General features: G+C 71.0%; 25 protein-coding genes and 2 pseudogenes. 8 read left to right on the top strand and 19 right to left on the bottom strand.

The annotated features are described in order from the left end of the window. Window positions 1-6 precede the first annotated feature (6 nt). The 8 genes from ribD to ABFX45_RS06135 all read right to left on the bottom strand — a co-directional run bounded on the left by ribD (window position 7) and on the right by ABFX45_RS06135 (window position 5,951). The gene (gene ribD / locus ABFX45_RS06170) at window positions 7-990 is read right to left on the bottom strand and encodes a bifunctional diaminohydroxyphosphoribosylaminopyrimidine deaminase/5-amino-6-(5-phosphoribosylamino)uracil reductase RibD (RefSeq protein WP_109640391.1); all 984 of its coding nucleotides are present in this window, start codon (window positions 988-990) and stop codon (window positions 7-9) included. Window positions 991-1,004: 14 nt separating this feature from the next. Continuing rightward, window positions 1,005-1,655: a ribulose-phosphate 3-epimerase gene (gene rpe / locus ABFX45_RS06165; RefSeq protein ID WP_346128252.1), complete on the bottom strand. Its 651-nt coding sequence runs from the start codon at window positions 1,653-1,655 to the stop codon at window positions 1,005-1,007. Window positions 1,656-1,681: 26 nt separating this feature from the next. Then, entirely contained in the window at window positions 1,682-2,179 is a 498-nt protein-coding gene (locus ABFX45_RS06160; protein WP_346128250.1) for a flavoprotein, read from the bottom strand. Window positions 2,180-2,215: 36 nt separating this feature from the next. Continuing rightward, complete coding sequence (locus ABFX45_RS06155) at window positions 2,216-2,404, bottom strand: hypothetical protein (protein ID WP_346128248.1); 189 nt, start codon at window positions 2,402-2,404, stop codon at window positions 2,216-2,218. A 382-nt stretch (window positions 2,405-2,786) separates the two neighbouring features. Beyond that, window positions 2,787-4,280 carry an RsmB/NOP family class I SAM-dependent RNA methyltransferase gene (locus tag ABFX45_RS06150; RefSeq protein ID WP_112229454.1) on the bottom strand — a complete coding sequence of 498 codons (1,494 nt, stop codon included), beginning with the start codon at window positions 4,278-4,280 and terminating at the stop codon, window positions 2,787-2,789. After that, window positions 4,277-5,203 carry a methionyl-tRNA formyltransferase gene (fmt, locus tag ABFX45_RS06145; RefSeq protein ID WP_109640331.1) on the bottom strand — a complete coding sequence of 309 codons (927 nt, stop codon included), beginning with the start codon at window positions 5,201-5,203 and terminating at the stop codon, window positions 4,277-4,279. The genes ABFX45_RS06150 and fmt overlap by 4 nt, the downstream gene beginning before the upstream one ends. A gap of 2 nt (window positions 5,204-5,205) precedes the next feature. Then, window positions 5,206-5,754: a peptide deformylase gene (def, locus tag ABFX45_RS06140; RefSeq protein WP_109640332.1), complete on the bottom strand. Its 549-nt coding sequence runs from the start codon at window positions 5,752-5,754 to the stop codon at window positions 5,206-5,208. A gap of 47 nt (window positions 5,755-5,801) precedes the next feature. Continuing rightward, complete coding sequence (locus tag ABFX45_RS06135) at window positions 5,802-5,951, bottom strand: hypothetical protein (protein WP_346128245.1); 150 nt, start codon at window positions 5,949-5,951, stop codon at window positions 5,802-5,804. A 120-nt stretch (window positions 5,952-6,071) separates the two neighbouring features. On the opposite strand from ABFX45_RS06135, the gene ABFX45_RS06130 reads away from it, so the two are divergent. From ABFX45_RS06130 to ABFX45_RS06115, 4 genes are all read left to right on the top strand, one after another. Further along, a complete protein-coding gene (locus ABFX45_RS06130; protein ID WP_428834089.1) occupies window positions 6,072-6,674 on the top strand; it encodes a sigma-70 family RNA polymerase sigma factor in 603 nt (200 codons plus the stop codon). Then, on the top strand, window positions 6,674-7,780 hold the full coding sequence (locus ABFX45_RS06125; RefSeq protein WP_346128243.1) for a hypothetical protein: 1,107 nt from the start codon (window positions 6,674-6,676) through the stop codon (window positions 7,778-7,780). The genes ABFX45_RS06130 and ABFX45_RS06125 overlap by 1 nt, the downstream gene beginning before the upstream one ends. 10 nt (window positions 7,781-7,790) lie before the next feature. Beyond that, complete coding sequence (locus tag ABFX45_RS06120) at window positions 7,791-8,309, top strand: DinB family protein (RefSeq protein WP_346128241.1); 519 nt, start codon at window positions 7,791-7,793, stop codon at window positions 8,307-8,309. A 172-nt stretch (window positions 8,310-8,481) separates the two neighbouring features. Next, window positions 8,482-9,096, top strand: a complete 615-nt coding sequence (locus tag ABFX45_RS06115; RefSeq protein ID WP_112229449.1) for a hypothetical protein — start codon at window positions 8,482-8,484, stop codon at window positions 9,094-9,096. A 93-nt stretch (window positions 9,097-9,189) separates the two neighbouring features. On the opposite strand, the gene ggt is transcribed toward ABFX45_RS06115, so the two are convergent. Next, window positions 9,190-10,959 carry a gamma-glutamyltransferase gene (gene ggt / locus ABFX45_RS06110; protein ID WP_109640393.1) on the bottom strand — a complete coding sequence of 590 codons (1,770 nt, stop codon included), beginning with the start codon at window positions 10,957-10,959 and terminating at the stop codon, window positions 9,190-9,192. Between the two features lie 67 nt (window positions 10,960-11,026). On the opposite strand from ggt, the gene ABFX45_RS06105 reads away from it, so the two are divergent. Next, on the top strand, window positions 11,027-11,491 hold the full coding sequence (locus ABFX45_RS06105) for a hypothetical protein (RefSeq protein WP_109640336.1): 465 nt from the start codon (window positions 11,027-11,029) through the stop codon (window positions 11,489-11,491). A 15-nt stretch (window positions 11,492-11,506) separates the two neighbouring features. On the opposite strand, the pseudogene ABFX45_RS46345 reads toward ABFX45_RS06105, so the two are convergent. From ABFX45_RS46345 to ABFX45_RS06090, 4 genes and pseudogenes are all read right to left on the bottom strand, one after another. Further along, a pseudogene (locus ABFX45_RS46345) lies at window positions 11,507-13,096 on the bottom strand (primosomal protein N'); the annotation flags it as partial. A 798-nt stretch (window positions 13,097-13,894) separates the two neighbouring features. Further along, window positions 13,895-14,245: pseudogene (locus ABFX45_RS46340) on the bottom strand (primosomal protein N' family DNA-binding protein); the annotation flags it as partial. A gap of 30 nt (window positions 14,246-14,275) precedes the next feature. Further along, on the bottom strand, window positions 14,276-15,481 hold the full coding sequence (locus ABFX45_RS06095) for a hypothetical protein (RefSeq protein ID WP_346128236.1): 1,206 nt from the start codon (window positions 15,479-15,481) through the stop codon (window positions 14,276-14,278). A gap of 9 nt (window positions 15,482-15,490) precedes the next feature. Further along, complete coding sequence (locus ABFX45_RS06090) at window positions 15,491-17,437, bottom strand: phosphocholine-specific phospholipase C (RefSeq protein ID WP_346128234.1); 1,947 nt, start codon at window positions 17,435-17,437, stop codon at window positions 15,491-15,493. A 359-nt stretch (window positions 17,438-17,796) separates the two neighbouring features. On the opposite strand from ABFX45_RS06090, the gene ABFX45_RS06085 reads away from it, so the two are divergent. After that, a complete protein-coding gene (locus ABFX45_RS06085) occupies window positions 17,797-18,279 on the top strand; it encodes a calcium-binding protein (RefSeq protein ID WP_346128232.1) in 483 nt (160 codons plus the stop codon). Here the strand turns inward: ABFX45_RS06085 and ABFX45_RS06080 are convergent. After that, window positions 18,269-18,622: a bacterial transcriptional activator domain-containing protein gene (locus ABFX45_RS06080; RefSeq protein WP_346128577.1), complete on the bottom strand. Its 354-nt coding sequence runs from the start codon at window positions 18,620-18,622 to the stop codon at window positions 18,269-18,271. The genes ABFX45_RS06085 and ABFX45_RS06080 overlap by 11 nt on opposite strands. Before the next feature lie 181 nt (window positions 18,623-18,803). Between ABFX45_RS06080 and ABFX45_RS06075 the strand changes: the two genes are divergently transcribed. Both ABFX45_RS06075 and ABFX45_RS06070 read left to right on the top strand, forming a co-directional pair. Next, on the top strand, window positions 18,804-19,016 hold the full coding sequence (locus ABFX45_RS06075) for a hypothetical protein (protein WP_112229443.1): 213 nt from the start codon (window positions 18,804-18,806) through the stop codon (window positions 19,014-19,016). A gap of 15 nt (window positions 19,017-19,031) precedes the next feature. Further along, window positions 19,032-19,220: a hypothetical protein gene (locus ABFX45_RS06070; protein WP_346128230.1), complete on the top strand. Its 189-nt coding sequence runs from the start codon at window positions 19,032-19,034 to the stop codon at window positions 19,218-19,220. Window positions 19,221-19,473: 253 nt separating this feature from the next. Here the strand turns inward: ABFX45_RS06070 and metK are convergent, their stop codons facing one another. From metK to mihF, 5 genes are all read right to left on the bottom strand, one after another. Next, complete coding sequence (gene metK / locus ABFX45_RS06065; RefSeq protein ID WP_170166654.1) at window positions 19,474-20,676, bottom strand: methionine adenosyltransferase; 1,203 nt, start codon at window positions 20,674-20,676, stop codon at window positions 19,474-19,476. 38 nt (window positions 20,677-20,714) lie between these two features. Next, on the bottom strand, window positions 20,715-21,971 hold the full coding sequence (gene coaBC / locus ABFX45_RS06060) for a bifunctional phosphopantothenoylcysteine decarboxylase/phosphopantothenate--cysteine ligase CoaBC (protein WP_346128227.1): 1,257 nt from the start codon (window positions 21,969-21,971) through the stop codon (window positions 20,715-20,717). Between the two features lie 220 nt (window positions 21,972-22,191). Next, window positions 22,192-22,470: a DNA-directed RNA polymerase subunit omega gene (gene rpoZ / locus ABFX45_RS06055; protein ID WP_045313812.1), complete on the bottom strand. Its 279-nt coding sequence runs from the start codon at window positions 22,468-22,470 to the stop codon at window positions 22,192-22,194. Between the two features lie 2 nt (window positions 22,471-22,472). After that, the gene (gene gmk, locus ABFX45_RS06050) at window positions 22,473-23,069 is read right to left on the bottom strand and encodes a guanylate kinase (RefSeq protein ID WP_109640345.1); all 597 of its coding nucleotides are present in this window, start codon (window positions 23,067-23,069) and stop codon (window positions 22,473-22,475) included. Next, window positions 23,066-23,383 (bottom strand): integration host factor, actinobacterial type, encoded by a 318-nt coding sequence (gene mihF / locus ABFX45_RS06045; RefSeq protein WP_030471603.1) that lies wholly within the window; start codon window positions 23,381-23,383, stop codon window positions 23,066-23,068. The genes gmk and mihF overlap by 4 nt, the downstream gene beginning before the upstream one ends. Window positions 23,384-23,438 lie beyond the last annotated feature (55 nt).

Here is a 23,438-nt window from a genome sequence, read left to right as displayed (position 1 = left end):
CTCCTCCTAAGTTTGCGGAACCGCGCTGATCCGCAAGTCCGGTCCGCTCATGGTGACGTCTTGCACGGTCAACCGGACAGCGTCCGTGATGGTTGACACGCCCGCGCCGAGGATCGCCGCGGGCCCGTCCCCGAGGATCGCCGGCGCGATGTAGGCGAGCACGCGGTCGATTCTCCCAGCGCGCAGGAACGCGCCGGCCACAGTTGACCCGCCTTCGAGCAGGACGTCCACCACACCTCGAGCGGCGAGCGCGCTCAGCACCTCGTCCGGGTCGTGCGTGCGCAGGTGCAGCGCGGTGTGCCGGAGCTTGGCCCCGTCCGGCAGGTCGCTCATGCCCATCACCACGGGCAACGGCTGGCGGGGCAACGGCATTCCGTCGTCGTCCCTGGCCGTCAGCGCGGGATCGTCCTTCTTGACCGTGTTCGTGCCGACGATGATGGCGTCCAGCTTCGCGCGCATGGCGTGGACCTCCTTGCGGGAGGTCTCCGAGCTGATCCACTGGCTGGTGCCGTCCTGCGCCGCGATCCGGCCGTCGAGCGACGCGGCGTACTTCCACGTGACGTGCGGGCGTCCCGTTCTGGCGAAGTGCAGCCACGCCCGGAGCGGGCCGTTGCCGATCTGGTCCGCGAGCAGGCCGCTCGTCACCGTGATGCCGGCCCGTTCCAGCTGGGCCGCGCCGCCCCCGGCGTCCGGGTTCGGGTCGCTGACGGCGTGGATGACGTGCTTGACGCCGGCTTCGACGAGCGCCTCGGTGCACGGCGGCGTGCGGCCGAAGTGGGAGCACGGCTCGAGGGTGACCACCGCCGTGCCGCCGCGGGCCCTCGTGCCGGCTTCCTTGAGCGCCATGACCTCGGCGTGCGGGCCACCGGGTGGCTGCGTGCCACCGAAACCGACCGGTCTGCCGTGTTCGTCCAGGACGACGCAGCCGACCGGCGGGTTGGGGCTGGTGGTGCCCCGCACCCGCTCGCTCTCCGCGATGGCGAGCACCATCGCGTCCTCGGGCGTCACCTCGCCCCGGCTGCCTGGGCGCGCAGGGCCTCGACGGCCTTGCCGGGATCGGCGGCGTCGTAGACGGCGGACCCGGCGACGAAGCAGTCCACTCCGGCCTGCGCGGCCTGTTCGATCGTGTCGGCGTTGATGCCGCCGTCGATCTCCACGATCAGCTTGAGGTGCCCGGTGTCGACGAGACGACGGGCCGTCCTCACCTTCTCGAGCACGTCGGCCATGAACTTCTGCCCGCCGAAGCCGGGCTCGACCGACATGACGAGCAGCGTGTCGTAGTGCTTGAGCACGTCGACGTACGGCTCCAGCGGCGTGCCCGGCTTGATGCTGAGCCCGGCCTTCGCACCCGCCGCCCTGAGGTTCCTGGCCAGCGCGACGGGATCGTCGGCCGCCTCGACGTGCACGGTCACGTTGTACGCGCCCGCCTCTGCGTACCCGATGGCCCAGCGGTCCGGGTCGTCGATCATCAGGTGGCAGTCGATCGGGATGTCGGTCACCTTGAGCAGCGACTTCACCACGGGCAGGCCGAGCGTCAGGTTCGGCACGAAGTGGTTGTCCATGACGTCGACGTGGATCCAGTCCGACGTGGGCACCGCGGCGAGCTCGTCGGCGAGCCGCGCGAAGTCGGCGGACAGGATGCTGGGGGCGATCATCGGCGTGTGGACCACAAGGGTGAAGTCTAGGTGTCCAGCAGGTCGAGCAGCCTGCCGGGAGCCTCGTCAGTGACCACCACGACACCCGCTCCGGTGAGCGTCGCGACGTGCGTCTCCCACATCGGGTGCCGGCGCTTGTCCGCGTTGGCCTGGGGCATGACGACGACCTTGCATCCCTCGACGCCGATGGCCTCGTTCAACGCGGTCAGCGCCTGGTTGTCGCCGATGCCCAGGGCCAGCTTGGCCACCGAGTTCGCGCTGGCGGGGGCGAAGATGACCGCGTCCGGCGTCGGGTAGGGCTTGGGCTGGCTCGGCAGGCGCGGGGTCCAGCGGATGTCGAGGTCCGTGAGGGCCTGGAGCTTGTCCAGCTCGCCCGCTTCCTCGAACCACGGGACCACGGTCGGGGTCAGCGTGATGGCGAGCCGCCAGCCCCGCTGTGCCGCGGGTTCGGCAAGGTCCTTCCTGAACCAAATTTCGACGCCGCCGCAGCCGCTTGCGACGAGTCCGAGCAGTCCACGTGTCATTGCGCCGATGTTAGGCGGATCGTCCGGGGTGGACGATCATCGGGGAACGACGCGGAAATCGCCTGCCGTGGTCGACTTCTGCTCGCCGTTCGCAACCCGGTCCACGACGAGAGCGAAGCGGCAGTCGCGGCCCTCGGTGACCAACCCGATCTCGAACACCTCGGGATCACCGCGGCGCACGCGGTACGGGGACGTCGACGTGGCCGCGTCCTCCCCTGGTCTCACCGGTTTCGGCCGCGGCGTGAGCCGCGGTGTCGAAGCCGATCGTGAACTCCCGCACCGGCACCTCACCGGGTGCGCACGGTGCGCCTGGGACCCGATCCGCGCGCTCCGGGCGTGGACGTCCCTTTCAGCTCCACCCGGATCCCGACGACCACGACCTCCGCGGTGCTGGCGTTCTGAGCCACGAGTGCGCCACACGATCGTGGCCGCTACCACCACGACCAGGGCACCGACAGCTCCCTCGGCCACCCTCCGTCACCGCCGAGCCGGAGAGCAGCCGATGTGCACGTCACCGTGGATGTCACCGATCTGGGTGACGCCACCGTGCACGTCACCGGCCGTGTTGCCGCCCGGATCCCCCGCGCCCATCAACCGCCCGGAACTGTCAGACCCCGTCACTACCGTCGTTCACGAGCGCTCGAACAGGGCGTCGCAGCACCGCGCAGAACATCGCGTCGGTGCCGTGCAGATGAGGCCAGAGCTGAACGTGCGGCCCTTCCCCGAGGTCCGGAACTCCCGGGAAGAACTCCCGCGCGTCCAGCACTTCGGCCCCCGTCCGCCGGGCGACGTCCGTCACCACCCCGACGGTCTCCGAGAGATGAGGTGAGCACACGACATAACCGACCACGCCGCCAGGACGCACCAGTCGCAACGCCTCGGTGAGCAGTTCGTGCTGCAGCTTCGTGAGCGTGCCGACGTCGGTGGGCTGGCGCCTCCACCGCGCCTCCGGGCGCCTGCGCAGTGCACCGAGACCGGTGCAGGGCGCGTCGACCAGTACGCGGTCGAACGCCCCTTCGACGAAGTCGGTCTCGCGGCCGTCGGCCACGTGCACGGTCACCGGCAGGCCTGAGGTGATCTTGCGCACGAGCTCGGCGCGATGGGGTGCCTTCTCCACGGCGATCAGCTCGCCGCCTTCGAGGCCGACCAGGGCGGCGAGCAGCGCGGCCTTGCCGCCGGGGCCCGCGCAGAGGTCCAGCCAGCGGTCGTCCGTACCCCCGCCGGCATCACCCTCGCCGCCTTCCAGAGGCGCGCGGGTGAGGGCCAGGGCGCACAGCTGGCTGCCCTCGTCCTGCACGTTGGCGAGGCGTTCCCGGACGGGCTCGAGATCGCCCGGGTCGCCCGCCCCGGCCTCCAGGTGCACGCCGTAGGGCGAGTAGGGCGCCACGTCGCCGCCGACGATCGCGGCGAGCTCGTCGGCGCTCACCTCGCCGGGACGTGCGACCAGGTGCACGGCCGGTCGGGCGTCGTCGGCCTCCAGGGCGCGCTTCAGCGGCTCGTCCCGGCTGCCGAGGGCCTCCGCGAACGCCTGCGCGATCCAGCGCGGGTGGGCGTGGGTGAAGGCGAGGTTGCCGATCGGATCTGTGTCCGGGTCGGGCGCCAGCTCGTCGACCCACGCGGCCTCGTCCTGCTCGGCGATCCGGCGCAGGACGGCGTTGACGAAGCCCGCGATCCCGGAGCCGAGCTCGGCCCGCACGAGGTCGACGGTCGAGGCGACCGCCGCGTGTGCCGGAATGCGGGTGCGTAGCAGCTGATACGCACCGAGCCGCAACGCGTCGAGCGCCGAGCCGTCCACTTCGGACAGCGGGCGGTCGGAGCACGCCTCGATGACGGCGTCGAGCAGGCCCTGGGCTCGCGCCGCGCCGTAGGTGAGCTCGGTGGCCAGCGCGGCATCACGGCCTGTGATGCGGCGCTCGCGCAACAGCTGTGGCAGCACGAGGTTCGCGTACGCGTCGCGCTGCCGCACGGCCCGCAACGTCTCCAGCGCGGCGAGGCGTGCCGGGTCCTCCACGGGCGGCCGGGAGGGTCCGGTGCGCCGGCGCGGCGGGTGTGGCCTGCGCGGGCGGGAAGGCTTGGAAGCTCCTCGCGAGTAGCCGGTCATGCGATGTGTTCCCCTGCCTCGATGCGCACGCCGCGGGCCCAGTCGGTGGCGGCCATGCGCTTCTTTCCCTGCGCCTGGACCTCACCGAGGGCCACGGCGGTGGTCGCCGTGCCGACGAGCACGCGCTTGCGTTCGACGAGCACCTCGCCCGCGGGCAGCGTCACGTCGTCCACGGGTGTCACCGGGCCGAGCTTCAGCCGCTCGCCCCGGAACTCGGCCCACGCGCCGGGCTCCGGCGTCACGGCGCGCGCCAGGCGGTCGACGACCACGGCGGGCGCGGTGAAGTCGAGGCGTGCGTCCTCGACGGTGATCTTGGCGGCGTACGTGACGCCGTCGGCCGGCTGCTCGACGGCACGCAGGGTGCCGTCCTCGATGCCGTCCACAGTGGACAGCAGCAGCTGGGCGCCCGACTCGGACAGCCGGGCCAGCAGGTCGCCGGAGGTGTCGCGCTCGCGCACCTTCTCGGTGACCACGCCGAACACCGGGCCGGCGTCGAGCTCGCGCACGATCCGGAACGTCGAGGCGCCCGTGATGTCGTCGCCGTTGCGCACGGCGGCCTGCACCGGCGCGGCACCGCGCCACGCGGGCAGCACGGAGAAGTGGAGGTTGACCCAGCCGAACCGCGGGATGTCGAGCGTCCGCTGCGGCAGCAGGTTGCCGTAGGCGACGACCGGGCAGAGGTCGGGCTCGAGCGCGCGCAGGCGGTCCAGGAAGTCCGGGTCGCCGGCCTTGGCGGGCGTCAGCACCTCGATGCCGTGCTCGTCGGCGAGCGCGGCGACGGGCGAGCGCTCCAGCTTGCGGCCGCGGCCGGAGGGGGCGTCGGGACGGGTGACCACGGCGACGACGTCGTGGCGGGGAGAGTCGATGAAGGCGCGCAGCGAGGGAAGTGCGACCTCGGGCGTACCGGCGAACACGAGTCGCATGGTCAGCTGGACCTGCCGAAGAGTGGGTGCGGGCTCTGCTTCAAGGTGGGGACCGTACCGTCGAACCACTCGGACTGCCGGATTTCCCGCATGGCCTGCTTGCGGGTCTCGGCGTCGAGGCGGTCGAGGAACAGCACGCCGTCGAGGTGGTCCGTCTCGTGCTGGATGCAGCGGGCCAGCGTCTCGGTGCCCTCGACCTCGACCGGCTCACCGTGCATGTTCCAGCCCTTGGCCACGACGTGCAGGTGGCGCTTGCAGTCCCACGACATGCCGGGGATGGACAGGCAGCCCTCGGGGCCGTCCTGCATCTCCTCGCCGACCACGTCCCACGTCGGGTTGACGAGGTGTCCCGCGAAGCCGTCGCAGTGGTAGGTGAACACCCGCAGTCCAACGCCGAGCTGAGGCGCGGCGAGTCCCGCTCCGCCCGCGTTCTGCATCGAGTCCCACAGGTCCTTGACCAGGGTGCGCAGCTCCTTGTCGAAGTCGGTGACCTCGACGGCGGGGGTGCGCAACACCGGGTCGCCGAACAGGCGGATGGGTTGGACGGTCACGCAATGCTCCTCGTGGTGGACTGGAGGCCAGTCTACGAGGAGCGCGGTCAGTGCTCGGACGCGCTGCCGAGGAAGATCACGCCTACCAGCGCCACGACGAAATGACCGGTGAAACGCAGCGCCGTGAGCACCGGGCGGAACAACGCGTGGAAGTTGAAGTGGGCCGCCGCAGTGCCGGTGAAAGTCGTCGTCGTCATGCCACACACTGTGCCGTTCGCGCAGGTCAGCCCACATCGGCTCGCAGTATCGAGCTTCGGTCAGCCCGAGGTAGGAAGATCGGGTGCAACACTCGGCCGGAAGGTGGACACCTCCAGGTCATGAGGCTGATGCGACCGAGCTGGGAGGGGGCGGCCGCAGTGCCCGACGACGCCCCGCCGGACGCCGAACTGTGGGCACGAGGCGACGAGCAGGCGTTCGGCTTGCTGTACGACCGCTACGCCGAGGCGGTGTGGAACCACGCCTACCGGCTGACCGCGTCGTGGTCGACGGCGGAGGATCTGACCTCGGCGACCTTCTTGACGGCCTGGCGCCGCCGGGCCGAGATGACCCTGGTGCGGGACAGCGCGCTGCCGTGGCTGTTCACCGTCGCGGGCAACCTGGCGAGGTCCGAGTTCCGCCGCAAAGCCAGGTTCACCCGTCTCCTGCTGCGCGTGCCCCGCAACGACGTGCAGCGCGACCACGCGGACGAGGTCGCGTCGGCCCTCGACCACGAGGCGCGGCTGAGCCGGGTGCTGCGGGCCGTCGAACGCCTCCCCCGCGCCGAACGCGAGGCGGTGCAGCTCGTCCTGCTCGGCGAACTGTCCGCCGCGGAAGCCGCGGAGGCCGCGGGCGTGGCCGAGGTGAGCGTGCGCTCGCGCATCTCCCGTGCCCGGTCCCGCCTGCGCAAGGAACTCCTCGACGACACCCTGGAGGTGGAGTGATGACCATCGACCTGCCACCCCGCCGCCGGCTGCCGGCGGACGTCAGGGAACGCATGCGCCCCGACTTCACCGAGGTCCGGAGCCGGCGAGACCACACCCCGCTCGCCGTGGCGGCCGGTGTGGCGCTCCTGATCGCGAGCGGCATCGCCATCACTCAGTCGGTCGTCGACAGGACTCCCGCTCCCGGCCGAGGCGACGTCCACACCCCGTCGAGCCAGGACCTCTCCCGCTGCCGCGCCGCGCTGAACGACCCGAACTGGTCCTCCACCGAAATGGTGGTCTTCGGCCTGCAGAAGGTCCTCGTCGGCGAGAACAGCCGCTTCTGCGAACTGGCCGCTTCCACCGCCGGCGTCGCCGCGCCGGACGCGCGGCCCGTCCAGCTGGAAGCGGGCTCGATCACCTACCGGTCCGGTCAGATCATCGCGGGCGTCCCCCCGCTCGGCGCGCTGACGGCCCGCGCCCGCGAGGTCTCGACGTCCCACAGCCGGGCGTCCAGCGCCGCCGTCGTGACACCGGACTTCTTCGTGATCCACACACCGGTCCCGCTCACCGTGACCGAGCTGGTCTTCGACAACCGCACCGTGCCGCTCCCGGCCGGCGCCGTCCTGCCGGCCGCCGCGACCTTCGACAGCTTCGAGAGCGGCAACGCCGACCCGTGGACCCCGGCGAACATCGTGGCCAGGTGCGCGGACAACGCCTACGCGAACGGCACGCGCGCCGAGGACCTGCGCGGCTGGGAGCCCCTGATCTCGGCCCAGGGCATCCTGGTGGCGCACCGCGACCACCGGGAATGGGCCACCTGCACGTTCACCACTGGCCCTGAGACCCTGCAGCCCCGCCCCGGCCTCCCCGCGGGGGAGAACAAGCCGGCCATCGTCAGCGGAGCCATCGGCGACGCCGGCTTCCTCATGGTCGGACGCACCAGCCGCGACGCGAAAACCGTCGAACTGCGCGGCGCTTCCACGCCCGCTCAGACGGTGAACGTCACCGAGGGCTTCTTCGTCGCCGCACTCCCCCAGGTGACCGGCCTGACCGACCCCAGAGCCATCCAGGTCACGGTCCGCGACGCGAAGAACGCGGTCGTCTACGAGGGCCCGATGGGTTGATCATGAGCGGATGACCTGGACGGCACCCGAAGCAGAACCGGCCGACGAACCGCTCGTCGGCGCCGAACGCCCGATGCTGGAAGCGTGGCTCGACCGCCATCGAGCCACCTTCCTGCGCAACTGCGCGGGCCTGACCGGCGAGCAGCTCGCCACGGCCTCCGCACCGCCGTCGAACCTCAGCCTGCTGGGCCTGATCCGTCACCTGACCGACGTCGAGCGCGTCTGGTTCCGCGTCCGCCTGGCGGGCCACGACGTCAGGGCCCGCTACAGCGAGCCTGGCAAGTGGGACGGCGCCTTCGAGGACCTGGACCCGGCCCGCGCCGAGGCCGAGTACGCAGATCTCGTCGCCGAAATGGCCGAAGCCCGCACGGCGGCCGCCACGCGCGACCTCGACGACACCTTCCTGCACGAACGGGCGGGTGAGATTTCGGTGCGCTGGCTCTACATCCACATGATCGAGGAGTACGCACAGCACAACGGCCACGCCGACCTCATCCGCGAACGCATCGACGGACACACCAACCAGTAGTGCACGCACCACACACACGGCTTCGGCCGGGTTCCCCCAATTTCAAGACTAGTCGGGAGGTCTGACAGTTCTTGCGCGTTTTCCGTGCTGTGCAAGCGCATCCAGGACTGTCGGTGCCGCGTGCCAGCATGGCGGTGGGGCCTGGAAGGCAGGCAAGGGAGGACTCACCGCAATGCGAAGAACCACTGTCCGGTTCGCCGCCGTGCTCGCGGCAGTCGTGTCGGTCGTGTTCGCGGCCGGCGCACCGGCCGGGGCGTCCACGGGGGAGCTGTCCGCTTCGTGCGAGGCTCGGCTGCGCACCGCCGGAAAGCCGGAGGCCACGCTCACCGTGCGCGGCGGATATCGGCTCCTCGGCACCGTGCCGGCCACATCACCGTCGACCGCTCCGCTGACCGCGAGCGGCTGGGGCGTCTCGGTGCGGCTCGACCTCGACGTACTGGGCCCTGAGCTCGCCGCGCGCGGAGTGACCTTGTTCGACCAGGTCTCCGTAACTGCCGCACACCTGTCGGTGCACCACGACGGTGTTGAGGACTGGCCGCAGAACCTCGGCGGCGACATCGGCCGCGGTATCGCCGTCGACCGGTTCGCCGCCGGCGTCACCGGTCCGGTCTCCGACCGGCAGCTGTATCCGGGTGATGCCCTGCCCGGCCAGTGGCGGTTCGCGAGCAGCGGTGACATCCGGCTCAGCTTCCACAAGTTCAGCGGTGTGCAGACGCAGATGAGCGTCCACTGCACCGCGGCTCCCGACCAGGACCTGACCTGGGGCGAGACCGTGGTCGCCGGGTAGCGCATCGTCCACACGGGACTTGTCATGCGACCGGCTGGAGTGCGGGCTTCCGCACTCCAGCCGGGGTTCGAGCAAAGGTGACCGAGGTCGCGCTCAGCCCACCTTCACCACGCGGGCCGCTCCTCCCCCGCGCCGCGTCGGTTCGGCCACCGCGCGCCAGCGGCCGTCCGAGGCCCGTTCGACGGCGGTGGCGGCGCCGATCTCGGCGTTCTGGCTGAACTTGTGGCCGATGGCCTGCAGGCCCGGGGTCGTGGCGGCCGCGATGAACGCCGCCTCTGCCGGGGTCGTGGCCGCGTTGCGCTGGGAGGCGCGCGGGGCGGCCACGGCGTCACGCAGGGACATCTTGCGGTCCAGGCGGGCGGTCAGGATCTGGGTGACCGTGGTGATGATGGTGGAGCCGCCTGGGGAGCCGACCGCGAGGACGACCTTGCCGTGGTCCAGGACGATGGTCGGGGACATGGACGAGCGCGGGCGCTTGCCGGGGCCGGGGAGGTTCGGGTGCGGGACGCCGGCGGTCGGGGCGACGAACTCGAAGTCGGTGAGCTCGTTGTTGAGCAGGAAGCCCCGGCCGGGGACGACGATGCCGCTGCCGCCCTCCGCCTCGATCGTGAGGGTGTAGGCGACGACGTTGCCCCAGCGGTCGGCCGTGGTGAGGTGGGTGGTGCGTTCGGCGTCCTCACGCAGTGCCGAGAGGCCGGCGGTCGCCTCGCACGCCTTCGGGTTGTACGGATCGGCTGCCGGTTGCGGGGCGGGCAGCACGGCGTCGGGCTTGATCAGGCACGCGCGGGAGTCGGCGAACTTCTGCGAGAGCAGGCCCTCGGTCGGGACGCGGGAGAAGGCCGGGTCACCCACCCAGCGCAGGCGGTCGGCGAAGGCGAGCTTGGTCGACTCGATGAAGCGGTGCAGGTACTCGACGTCGGACGCCTTGGAGAGGTCGGTCGACTCCAGGATGTTGAGCGCCTCGCCGACGGTGGTGCCGCCGGACGACGGGGCCGCCATGCCGTAGACGTCCAGGCCGCGGTAGCGCGAGTGCGTGGGGTCGCGGCGTTCCACCTGGTAGCGGGCCAGGTCGGAGATCTCCATGGCGCCGGGGCGGACGTTGCGGGTCGAGCCGGGCACGACCGGGGGCTGCTGGACCGTCTTCACCAGGTCGCGGCCCACCGCGCCGCCGTAGAGGGAGGCGAGCTCGGTGCGGGCCAGTTCGCGGTAGGTGTCGGCCAGCTGCGGGTTGCGGAACGTGCTCCCGACGGCAGGCGGCTGGCCGCCCGGCAGGTAGAGATCACGGGTCGAGGTGAAGTCGGCGAAGCGGGCGGCGTTGTTCGCGATCTGCGAGTTGAACGTCTGGTCGACGACGAAACCGCGCCGTGCCAGCGCTTCGGCGGGCGCCATGGCCTCGCGCAGGTTCAGCGTGCCCCACTTGCGCAGGGCCTGCTGCCACGTCTTCGGCGTGCCGGGGACACCGACGGACAGGCCGCTGGTCATCGCCTCGGCGAACGGGAGCGGCTTGCCGTTCTCCACGAAGAGCTGCTCGGTCGCGGCGCGCGGTGCGGTCTCACGTCCGTCCAGAGTGGAGACGCGTTTGGTGCGCGCGTCGTAGTGGACGAAGAACCCGCCGCCACCGATGCCCGCGCTGAACGGGTCGGTCACGCCGAGCGCGGCGGCGGTCGCGACGGCGGCGTCGACGGCGTTGCCACCGCGGCGAAGCACGTCGATACCGATCTGGGACGCGTCGGGGTCGACGCTGGAGACGGCACCGCCCCAGCCGACCTGCTCCGGCACGCGAGGCGGTGGTTCCGCCGCACCTGCGTGCGCAGGAGCGACCAGTACGACGGACAGCGTCAGTGCGGCAACCGTTCGCAACATGCGCACTCTTCTACTCCGTTACGACCGGATGGCAACACTGTCCTTGAGGAAGGCCTAAGGTGCGGAGGTGATCGATCTTGACCGGTTGCGAACGGATTTCGCGAACACCCCGCTCGACGAGGCCGACCGCGAGGACGTCCTGCGGCTGCTGCTGAGCCAGCGCCGCGACGACGACGCGGACCTCCTGCGCCACCTCCTGGCCGAGGAGACGGCTGCCCACCGAGAGGGCTGGGGCGTGAGCGAGGCGATGCTCCTCGCCGCGCTGCTCCTCGCCGAGTGCGGCCGTGAGGAGGACGTCTGGACGCTGTGGGAGGCCAAGAACGCCTCTTTCGACACCATGGCGGGCCTCGACGGCTTCCTGCTGTTCCCGGCGGGCATCGCGGGCACGACGGCGCACGTCATCGCGAGCGAGGACCACCCGGAGCGCGTCGACCTGATGACGTACATGAGCGAGTACCTCGAGTACGAGAAGCTCACCGACGACGACATCCGCGACCACATCGCGAACCTGCGCTCGTACCACGAGGGCTGACCAAGCGGCAGCCGGTCAGAGGACCTCCAGCGGATCAAGCTTGATGCGCACCAGCTCCTGTTCCTTCCGCGCGGTCCGCACGGCCTGCGCCTCGGCCAGGACGGCGGCCAGCTGACGGCCCTCGCTGCGGGCGACCCGGACCAGCGCCCGCTCCTTGGTCTCGTCGTCGCCCAGCGGCACGGGCCCGAGGATCTCGCCGGTGGGCGGCAACCGCAGCTCGTCGAGCAGCGCGTTCACCGCGTCCGGCGTGCCGTCGATGGTCGCCATCCGCACCGCCGGGGGGAACCCGAGCTCCGTCCGCGCGGCGAGCTCGGTGGCCGCGTGCCACACCGGGTCCCAGCGCACCAGCGCCTGCACCGGCGTCAGGCCCGAGTCCGCGATGACGACCACGCGTCCGTTGCCGGGGCGCACCAGGCCGGCAGCCGTCATCCAGCGGCGCAGCGCCTCCTCGGACGCCCTCAGGTCGGCGCGCCCGAGCAACGCCCAGCCGTCGAGCAACAGCACAGCACCGTAACCGCCCTCGGCCACGGGTTCGGCGCCCGGCGTGGCCACGACCAGGGAGGGCTTGCCCGGCACCTTGGTGAGCACCTCGTCGGCGCCGCTGGTGCGCACCGGATACCCGGGAAACGCCCGCCCCAGCTCCTCCGCCGTGCGCCGGGCACCGATGACCTGACCGCGCAGCCGACGAGATCCACACGTAGGACACCGGAACCCTGCCTCCGTGGCCGCACACCACCGGCAGTACGCGGGCTTCGGCATCCCGTCCTCGGTGCCGCCGGGCAACGCCAGCGGCCCCGCACACCGCCGGCAACGCGCGGGCCCCCGGCACTGCCCGCAGGCGAGCGCGGGCACATACCCGCGACGCGGCACCTGAATGAGAACCGGCGAGTCGGTCAGAGCGAAACGAGCCGCGTCGAACGCGATGGACGGCAGACGCGCCGTACGTGCGGCCGGGTCCTTGACCTCCTGCCACTCGTTGTCGCCCACCGACACGACGCGCGGCGCCACGGCCCGCAGGGTCTCCCGGGAGGCCACGATCTCGTGGGCCCAGCCCGTCTCGACCAGGAGCTGCGCCTCGGCCGTACGAGCGAAGCCACCGATCAGCAGCGCCGCCCCGGACATGTGCGCGCGCTGAACGAGCACGTCACGCACGTTCGGATACGGCGAACGCGGCTCAACGTGCAGGTCGTCGCCGTCGTCCCACACGACCAGCAGACCGGGATCCCTGACCGGGGCGAACGCGGTGGCGCGGGTGCCCACGACAACCCTGGCGATCCCCCGCCGCACGGCCAGCCAGCGCTTGTAGCGCTCCGACGGCCCCAGGTCGGCGGACAGGGTCACCACGCCCTCGATCAGCCTGTCGCACGCCTCGGAAACACGCGCCAGATCGCGGTGGTCCGGAACGACGATGACGACACCCCGGCCGGTGGAAGCGACCGCGGCAGCCGCCTCGGCCAGGCGCGCAGGCCAGTCCTCTGAGGGCAGGGCCTGCCAGACGGCGTGAGCGGGCCGGCCGGAGCGGAGTGCTTCGAGGTACTTGGGCCCACGGGGGTAGCGGGACCAGGCGTCGGCGGGGACGGGCGGCAGCTGCGAACGCACGGGCGGTGCCACGCCGCCAGCAGGGACGGACTCCGCACCAGGAGCGGCGGACCCGGCGGTGGGAGAAACAGGTCCGGCGGTGGGAGCGGTGGGCTCGGCACCAGCAGGAACGGACTCGGCACCAGAAGCGATGGCCCCCGCGGTGGGAGAAACAGGCCCGGCGGTGGGAGCGGCAGATTCGGCAGTGGGAGCAGCGGACTCGGCGGCACGAGCGGTGCGCTCGACTGAAGGGGCGGTGCGCTCGACTGAAGGGGCGGCAGGCGCTGTGGCAGGAGCGACGGGTTCGGTGACCGGTGCGCTCAGGGCCGCGGTGGACACGGTCGGTCCTGCGGCGGGTGCGATCGGCTTGGCGGAGGTCACGGCGTCCCCGGCAAGCGCGGCAGCCGACGAGGGCTCGGCGAAGGTGACGGAATCCCCGGCAGGTGCAGCGGCCGACGTCGAGTGGGCGGACGGCGCGGTCGATGCGGACTCGGCGGATGGTGCGACCGACGCGGACCGCGCGGCCGACGCGAGGTCGACGGACGGCGTGGCCGACTCGGGCTCCGCAGCCGGTGCGGCGGACCAGGAGTTGGCAGACGGTGCGGACGACTCGAGCTCGACGGACGGCGTGGCCGGCTCGAGCTCCGCAGCCGGTGCAGCGGAGTCGGAGCCGACGGCCGCAGCGGAGGCGGGCGCGGAGTCGGCGGCCGCGTCGGACGAGGCGCCCACCTGCTGCTGCGACACCCACGCCGGGACCTGGGGCAGCGGTGCCGGGGCGCTGGGCGCGGCGGCTTCCGCTCGGGCGTGACGGGGTGGGATCGCGAGCCTGAGCACGTCGATCATGCCGCCCGCGTACCTGTCGGCGATGGCGCGGGCCAGGGCGGCGATTTCCGGCGTCAGCACCGGCTCGGGTGAGACCACCTTTTCGATGAAGGCGAGCTTCTTCTCGTAGTCGGAGGTCTCGACTCGTTCGAGGAGGTAGCCGTCGACGAGCTGGCCCGCGAAACGGACGCGGACGCGGCAGCCCGGTACGGCCGCCTCGTCCAGTTCGGACGGAACCGCGTAGTCGAAGGGGCGGTCGAGGTGGGCCAGCGGCACGTCCACGACTATGCGGGCGACCGGCAGCACGGCCGCGGGGACTCGTTCCCCTCGCCTTGCTCCGGTCTTCGCGCTCATGCCTCTTGGTGTATCAGACACCCCCGACAGTCACGCGTTGCGCCTCACCAAACCGGTGAAGCCCGCCACGAACAGGGTGGCGAACGCCCAGGCCAGGATCTGCAGCAGCCACGTCGAGGCCAGCACGAACTGGCCTGCGCCCGACGCGGTGTCCACCGTGCAGCGAGCCGCGTCGACCTTGACCAGGGGTGTCGCCACGTTCAGCGCGTAGCCGACCTGTTCCACCACGGAGCACCGCACGGCGCCCGACGCCAGCACAACGGCCACCGACACCGCGAGCACGCCGGCCAGCCACAACAACGCTAGAGCCGGCCGGTAGCCGTGCCCGATGGTCAAGCCGCGGATGAGGTGCCAGATCCGGCCCCACCGCGACAGCTGGCCGCGGCGGCGCAGATCACGTTGGGCGGCAACGCGAATTCGCCGGACGTCGCGTTCGTGCCCGGCCGCCTGGTGGGCGGCGGCGAGTTGCACCCACGGCTGGGTCGAGTAGTAGGGCGTGCGCGTGGCCAGCAGCGACAGCCATTCGTCCACTGTGGCGTCACGGGGCAGGCCCTCGTAGACCAGGCCTTCCAGCTGAACGGAACCCTCGATCCCCTCGAACGGCATGAGCAGGTCCTTGCCGACCTTGACGTGCCGCAGGTCGACCGCGACCGCCGGCGAGGTGAAGCGGCCGTCGCGCAGGACGATCTGGCCGTCGACACGGGCGCCGCGCATCCGGACCGCGGCGTGGGTGCCGTCGCTCGAGGCCCGGCAGCCGTGGGACAAGAAGATCGCGTCGCCGACCTGGACGTCCACCAGGTGCAGGGTCGAGTCGAACCGCGCGCCGCGGCAGGAGATCACGCCCGCGACTCGTGAGCCGCTCAGCACCACCGAACCCGCGGCCTGGAACCCGTCGTCGAGGTAGACGCTGCCGCCGATGCGCATGTGCAGCGCGTAGATCGACTCGTCGCCGCTCAGCCGGGCCGAGCTCAGGTGCAGGTCGTGGTCCACCGTCAGGCCGCGGGCCCGGATCGACGGCGCGACCAGGCCCTCCAGGTCCAGCTGGGAGAAGTGCGCCCGGCTGAGCAGCACCGGCTGCTCAGCCGTGCAGTCGCGCAGCACCAGCGGCCGCTTGACCACCAGGTCCCGCAGGTCGAGCTGGCCCTCGATGTGCGCGCCGACCACGCGCAGCCCGCTGGGATCCAGGTCGTCGGCCTCCGTCAGCAACCGCCGGATCTCGTCCCCCGTGATCTCCACGGGGCCACGTTAACCGGAGATCGACTCCTGGCCGTTCTCAATGTGACCACACAAACGACGGCGGAACCGCGGCTCCTCCTCCACCGTCACGGTCAGGTCGTACCAGCCGGAGTTCATCACGGTCAGCCAAGGGATCACGTGCCGATGGCCGGGGCGCACCACGTACTTCCGCCGGCCCAGCACGAACGTCAGTCGTGCCGGGCCGCTGTTCTCGAACGTCAGCGTCAGCACGCGGCTGTATCCGCGCACCGACGACGACACCCGCGCACGGTCCGTGGCAGACCCGGCGAACTCACGGCGGAAGCCGTTGGGGCCCAGCAAGACCAGGTCGTGATCACCCGCGACCTCGAGGGAGGCCGACGACGCGACGTCGAAGTGCTGCGGCAAGGCGAACTGGCCGGAGTACGGGTACAGCGCGAAGTGCACGGAAGCGGAGCCGGAGTTCGTCATCTCCAGCAACTCCCCGCGCAACGACGCGTCAGGCTGATACGGCAGAGCGCGCGCACGTCGCCGTCCGGGCTCCTGCTCCGGCATCTTCTGCGACGACGGCGGCGCGGGACGCCAGCGCGGCGTCGCGGGAGGCACCGGCGCGGGCTCGCCGACCTCGGGCCACGTGCGGCGCCGGTCGAAATCGAACACCGAGGTCAGGTCACCCGACACGGTGCGGCGCCACGCGGAGATCTCCTCTGAGCGCACGCCGGTCCACCGCTCCAGGAACTGCGTCATCGACGTGTGGTCGAACACCTGCGAACACACGTATCCGCCAACGGACCACGGCGAGACGACGGTCATCGGCACGCGCGCGCCCAACCCCAACGGCTTGTCACCCACGTACTCATCGGCGACGGACAGCGGCGGACGCGGCGGTGGCACGTGGTCGTAAAAGCCGTCGTTCTCGTCGTAGGTGATGAACAGGACGGTGGACTCCCACACGTCCTGGTTGGAAGCCAACGCGTCCAACACCTGATAGGTGATCGAGGCGGACGCGGCGGGCGACGACGCGCCGGGGTGTTCCGAGTCCACAGAGGACGGGACGAGGTAGGAGACAGCGGGCAGCCGGCCGGACTCGACATCGGCCCGGAACGCCTCCCCCAGCCCGCCGGGACGAACGCGGTGCAGTCCCCTGTCGTACAAGGACCTCTCCGCGGCGGTGAGCCGCGACAGGTCGATCGCGCCGATCAGCGCCGGGTCCCCGGTCCCGTAGAGCTTGTCCAGCGACTTGAACCCGGCCGGCAGCACCTTGCGCGCGATCTCCTTGAACCGCACGAAGAACTCCAGGTTGTTGTCCTGGAAGTTGTCCCACTCCTGGTACACCCGCCACGACTTCCCCGCCGCCTCAAGACGTTCCGGGTAGGTCTTCCACGTGTAGCCGGTGTGCTTGTCCTCGTTGTAGGCCGCGTTCCCGGTCGCCCGAGCACCGGAAGGCTCGAAACCGGTGTACCCGGACACCCAGTAGTTCCGGTTCGGCGACGTGGAAGAAGGCACCGAGCAGTGGTAGGCGTCGCACAACGTGAAGGTGTCGGCCAGCTCGTAGTGGAACGGGATGTCCTGCCGCGTGTAGAACGCCATCGTCGCCGCGGTCTTCGCCGGCACCCAGTTGTCGTTCCACCCGCCGCGCAACGCCGAGTGCCCGCCGTTCCAGCTGTGGTCCAGGTCGCCGATGTAGTGGATGTCCCGCCCGGAGGCCGACTCGCGCACCGGGAACGGCAGCACGCCCGACTGGTCGAACACCCCGCGCAACGCGTTCCGGTCCGAGAACCCGCGCACGCCACGAAGTGTGCCGTAGTAGTGGTCGAACGATCTGTTCTCCTGCATCAACAGCACGACGTGCTTGATCGCGCGCAACCCTCCCGCACGAGGCTCACGGGCCAATGCGGCGTACACCGACGGCGGCAGCAACGTGCCAGACGCAGCAGCAGCGACGGCGGCCATGAACCCACGACGAGAAAGCGACATGGAACGAGTTTCTAGTCTCAAATGGTGACGCGGAACCAACCCACGTATGAACTGACATGGTCCGCGCGATGTATCAGGGTCCGTGCCGAGGACTCCGCTGGATGCGTGGACCCACTCGACGTCCGCCTGCTCGGACCCCTCGAAGTCACCGGGCCAGGCGGCGTGCTGCGCCTCGCCGGTACGCGCCAGCGCTCCCTCCTGGCGCTGCCGGCGTTGCGCGCACACTCGGTGCTCCCCGCAACGCACCTGATCGACGCGTTGCGGGGCACCGAGCCCCACGACGGTCCGGTTAGCGTTCGGGCAACGCCCGGTTGTGACGCTTCTGTCCGTACGCCAAACACGGACAAGGGGAAACAACCATGAGACTGCGAATCGCCGCCGCGACACTCGCCATCGGCCTGTGCACCGCGGGTGTCGCCACAGCGGACGAGGTCCCCCTGGAGTTCCAGAACAGACCGGACGTCGCGGCCTGCTACAACGCCGTGCCCACGATCACCGGCTCCGGCTTCATCCAGGGCACCCCGCTGCCGGACGTGATCCAGGGCAGCCCCCTGCCCGACGACATCTGGGGCCTGGACGGCAACGACATCATCCTCGGTCTCGGCGCCGACGACGTCATCCACGGCGGCAGCGGCAACGACCTGATCTGCGCCGGCTGGGGCGACGACAGGGTTCAGGGCGGCCCCGACGACGACACCGCCCACGGCGAACCGGGCAACGACCGGCTGCGTGGCGGCGACGGGATGGACCTGCTGTCCGGCGACCTGAACGCCGACGCCGGCGACGGTGAGGCCGGCTTCGACTTCTGCACGCCGTCCACGGAGGTCCAGGTCAGCTGCTGACCGACTGCCTCAGCAGGATCTCCGTGGCGGGATCGGGGCGCACCCCGAGCTGCCGCAACGAGTCCAGCACGCGCGCACGGGTCTCCGCAGTCCTTTGTGGATTCCGTGCGCGCAGCGCTGCGGCCAGCGCCAGCCGGTGGCCGCGCGGCTCGAACGGTTCCAGCCTCAGCGCGCGGTCGGCCAGCCGCCACGCCAGCACCGGATCCGCGGTGACGAGCCGGAGCTCGCCCAGTGCCAGCAGGTTGTGCACGTACCGGGCCCGCACCTCGGTGATCTCGGCCTCGCACACGTCCGCCAGGTCCGGCAGCGGCTCGCCGCGCCACAGCGCGACCGCCTGGTCCAGCTGGTCGGGGTCGCTGAGATCCTGGACCGACCTCGTCCGCCGTCGCGCACCCGAGGGCGACCAGCGCCGTCAACGCCGTCCGCACCTCGCCGGACACGCGGCTGAGCACCTCTTCCGCGGCGTAGCGCCACGACGCGGCGGGCCCGGCGCTGAGCGACAGCCTGATGAGGGCGGGCCAGCCGTGCAGGTCCTCGGTGAGCTCGCGGCCGAACCGGCGGGCCAGCGCGGCCGTCTCGGCGCCGGTGAAGGCCAGGTCGTCCGTCCCGATCGTGGCCACCTCGCCCGCCGCCTCCCTGCGGGCCAGCGGGAGGCTCACGCACCGGCCGGACAGCACCAGGTGCGCGGTGTCAGGCAACGCACGTGCGACGGCACCGAGGAGCTCGGCTCCCGGTGAACCGCCGGGGATCTCGTGGACGTCGTCGAGCAGCAGGCACACGTCGAGCGGGCCTCGCTGACGCAGTGCCGCGATGACCTCTCGCGTGCCCGGCTCAGGACCGTGAGCGGTGGCGAGGGCGTCCAGGATCGCGGCGGCCAGCGTGCTCGCGTCCTCGTGGCCGGGCCCGCAGGTCACCCACACGTCGACGCCGCGCGGGTCTAGGAGGTTCGCCCGGACCGCCTGGGCCAGCGCCGTGGTCTTGCCGAAGCCGGGACCGGCGACGACCAGCGTGACCGGGCGGCACCAGCGTTGCCGCAACCGGTCGACGAGCCGCAGGCGCGGCAGCTCGACGTCCAACGGCCGCGGCACCCCGCGCAGGTGGTCCTCCCCCACTCACTGCGGAGACCGCCGGGCGGCCGGAAATACGCGGAACGGCCCGCCTCCCGAGGGAAGCGGGCCGTTCGCTGAACGACGATCAGGCGCCGGCGGCAGCGCGCAGGGCGTCGGCACGGTCCGTCGACTCCCAGGGCAGGTCGACGTCGGTGCGGCCGAAGTGGCCGTACGCGGCGGTCGGGGCGTAGATCGGGCGCAGCAGGTCGAGGTCGCGGATGATCGCGGCCGGTCGGAGGTCGAACACCTCGGTGATGGCCTGCTGGATCTTCTGCGGGTCGACCGTCTCGGTGCCGAAGGTCTCGACGAACAGACCCACCGGCGCCGCCTTGCCGATCGCGTACGCGACCTGCACCTCGACGCGAGTGGCCAGGCCGGCCGCGACGGTGTTCTTCGCGACCCATCGCATCGCGTAGGCGGCGGAGCGGTCGACCTTCGACGGGTCCTTGCCGGAGAACGCACCACCACCGTGGCGGGCCATGCCGCCGTAGGTGTCGACGATGATCTTGCGGCCGGTCAGGCCCGCGTCACCCATCGGGCCACCGATGACGAACCGGCCGGTCGGGTTGGTCAGCAACCGCACACCGGACGTGTCCAGACCCAGCTCCTCGATCTCCGGCTGGACCACGTGCGTGCGCAGGTCGACACCGAGCAGCTTCTCCAGGTCGATGCCGTCGGCGTGCTGGGTGGAGATCACCACCGTGTCGAGGCGGACCGGCTGGTCGCCCGCGTATTCGATGGTGACCTGGGTCTTGCCGTCCGGGCGCAGGTACGGGACGGTGCCGTCCTTGCGGACCGCGGTCAGCCGGCGCGAGAGCCGGTGAGCCAGCGCGATCGGCAGCGGCATGAGCTCGGGCGTGTCGGTGCACGCGTAGCCGAACATCAGGCCCTGGTCGCCCGCGCCCTGCTTGTCGATCTCGTCCGCCGCACCCTCGACCCGGTTCTCGAACGCGACATCGACACCCTGCGCGATGTCCGGGGACTGCGCGCCGATGGCGACGTTCACGCCGCACGAGTGACCGTCGAAGCCCTTAGCGGACGAGTCGTAGCCGATCTCCAGGATCTTCTCGCGCACGATCGTGGGGATGTCGGCGTAGGCCTCCGTGGTGACCTCACCCGCGACGTGGACCTGCCCCGTGGTGACCAGCGTCTCCACCGCGACACGCGAGCGCGGGTCCTTCGCCAGCAGCGCGTCGAGGATCGAGTCGCTGATCGCGTCGCAGATCTTGTCGGGGTGTCCCTCGGTCACCGACTCACTGGTGAACAGCCTGCTGCTGTGCTGGCTCACGGACACTCCTTGTTCGCAGTCGTGACGTCGTAAAAAGCTTACTGAGGTTCAGCGGAACGGGCGGTAACTGCGTCCCACACCACGGACGCCAGTTGCACTTTCGAACCGTGTGGTATAGGGGTTTCGGCGCCCTCGGCGGACAACAGCCAGCCGGCGTTGTCCTCCTGTTCGAAGGCCTTGCCGTCACCGACCGCGTTGACGACCAGGAGGTCGCAGCCCTTGCGGCGCAGCTTCACCCGGCCGTAGTCGAGCACCGAGGTCGTCTCGTCACCCGTCTCCGCGGCGAACCCGACGATCACCTGACCCTCCCGACGTGCGGAAACGAGCTCCGCGAGGATGTCGGGGTTCTTCGTCAGCGTGATCGGGTCCGGGTCGGCGGACGTCTTCTTGATCTTGTGCCCGGCGAGTGCGACGGGCCGGAAGTCGGCCACCGCGGCGGCCATCACGACCACGTCCGCGTCCGCCGCGACCTTGTGCATGGCGTCGCGCAGCTCGAGCGCCGAGCCGACCCGCACCAGGTCGACCCCGGCGGGCGTCGGGAGATCCGCGGTGTTGCCCGCGACCAGCGTCACCCTGGCGCCGCGCTGAGCCGCGACCCGCGCCAGTGCGTAGCCCTGCTTGCCGGACGAGCGGTTGCCGAGGAAGCGCACCGGATCGAGGGGTTCGCGCGTACCGCCGGCCGAAATCGCGACGTGCACGCCCTCCAGTGTCCGCTGCAGAGCGTCACGGCGCACCAGCAGCAACCGGGCCAGCTCGACGATCTCGGCGGGGTCCGGCAGGCGGCCCTTGCCGGTGTCCTTGCCGGTGAGACGGCCGCTCGCCGGTTCGGCGACGACGACACCGCGGCTGCGCAGCAGTGCCACGTTGTGCTGGGTGGCCGGGTGCTCCCACATCTCGGTGTGCATCGCCGGGACCAGCAGGACCGGGCAGCGCGCGGTCAGCAGGGTGTTCGTCAGCAGGTCGTCCGCGAGGCCGTGCGCGGCCTTCGCGATGATGTTCGCGGTCGCGGGGGCGACCACCACGAGGTCGGCGTTCTGCCCGAGCTTGACGTGCGGCACCTCGTGCACGTCGTCGAACGGGTCAGCGGTCACGACCTGGCCGGACAGCGCCTCGAACGTGGCGGCTCCCACGAACTTCAGCGCGCCCTCGGTGGGGACGACCCGCACCGAGTGACCGGACTCGGTCAGCCGCCGCAGCACCTCACAGGCCTTGTACGCGGCGATGCCCCCGCCGACCCCGAGGACGATCCGGGGTTTGACGGGGGCATCAACGACGTCATGCGAAGCGGAAGTCAACAGTTCTCCTGTGAGGAACGACCGATGAGGGCCACGCCCCCCACGAGGAGGACCCCCGCAGGTTGCCGGTGCACTGCCCCAGCAGGTAGTCCAGACGCGCGCCCGGACGGGGGTCCGGGGGCGGAGCCCCCGGCTGGGGGTGTGGGGGCTCCGCCCCCACAAGACGCCAAGCGTCGAGCTCGGTCTGCGCCTTCTGCAGACAGACCTCTCCCCGAGACGCTTACTCGCCCTCGGTGTGCTCGAGGAGACCAGCGTGAATCTCCCGGAGAGCGATGGAGAGGGGCTTCTCACGCGGGCCCGGCTCGACGAGCGGGCCGACGTACTCGAGCAGGCCCTCGCCGAGCTGCGCGTAGTAGTCGTTGATCTGGCGGGCACGCTTCGCGGCGTAGATCACCAACGCGTACTTCGAGCTCACCTGCTCAAGCAGGTCGTCGATCGGCGGGTTGGTGATGCCCTCCGGAGAACCGGTCAGATGACCGAGCTCGGTGTGGGTGATCACTCTCAAACTCCTGAGATTCGTGGTCCGACCATCAAGGATAGCAAGTCGGCGGCCGCCGACTTCACGTCGGCGTTCACGACGACCTCGTCGAACTCTTTTTCGGCCGCGAGTTCCTCACGCGCGATGGCGAGCCTGCGCTCGACGATCGCCGGGTCCTCGGTGCCACGTCCGGTCAGCCTGACGACCAGATGCTCCCAGGACGGGGGCATCAGCATCACCAGCTGGGCGTCCGGCATGGCCTCTCGGACCTGCCGCGCTCCCTGCAGTTCGATCTCCAGCAGAGCGGGCTTGCCCGCGGCCAGTGCTTCCTCGACCGGTTTTCGGGGAGTTCCGTAGCAGTTGCCGGCGAACTCGGCGTGTTCGAGGAACTCGCCGGCGTCGATCATCTGCTGGAACTTCTCGCGGTCGACGAAGTGGTAGTGCACCCCGTCGACCTCGCCCGGCCTCGGCTTCCTGGTGGTCGCCGAGACGGAGAAGTACACATCGGGTTGCTGCTTGCGCAGCTCCGCCAGGACGCTCGACTTGCCTACGCCTGACGGCCCGGACAGGACGGTGAGACGGGAGCGGGCAGAGCCCGCTCCCGTCCCGGTGTCACTCACTCTCCGCTGAACTCGGAGAGCAGGGCCTTGCGCTGGCGGTCACCCAGACCGCGCAGGCGGCGGCTCGGAGCGATCTCGAGGCGCTCCATGATCTGCTGCGCGCGCACCTTGCCGACGCCCGGCAGGGCCTCGAGCAGCGCGGACACCTTCATCTTGCCCAGGACCTCGTCGCTCTCGGCGGCCTTGAGCACGTCCGTCAGGGTCGTGCCGCCGCGCTTGAGGCGCTCCTTGAGCTCAGCCCGAGCGCGACGAGCGGCAGCAGCCTTCTCCAGCGCTGCGGCTCGCTGCTCCTCGGTAAGCTGGGGAAGAGCCACGATTTCCTCCGTGGTGTGGATTCTTTTCGGATCGGTGCCGCGACCGTACCGACCG

It is taken from the genome of Lentzea roselyniae (genome assembly GCF_039537795.1).
Taxonomy (GTDB): domain Bacteria; phylum Actinomycetota; class Actinomycetes; order Mycobacteriales; family Pseudonocardiaceae; genus Lentzea; species Lentzea atacamensis.
The sequence above is the reverse complement of the archived record's forward strand: the minus strand, read 5'-3'. Positions and strand labels throughout refer to the sequence as shown.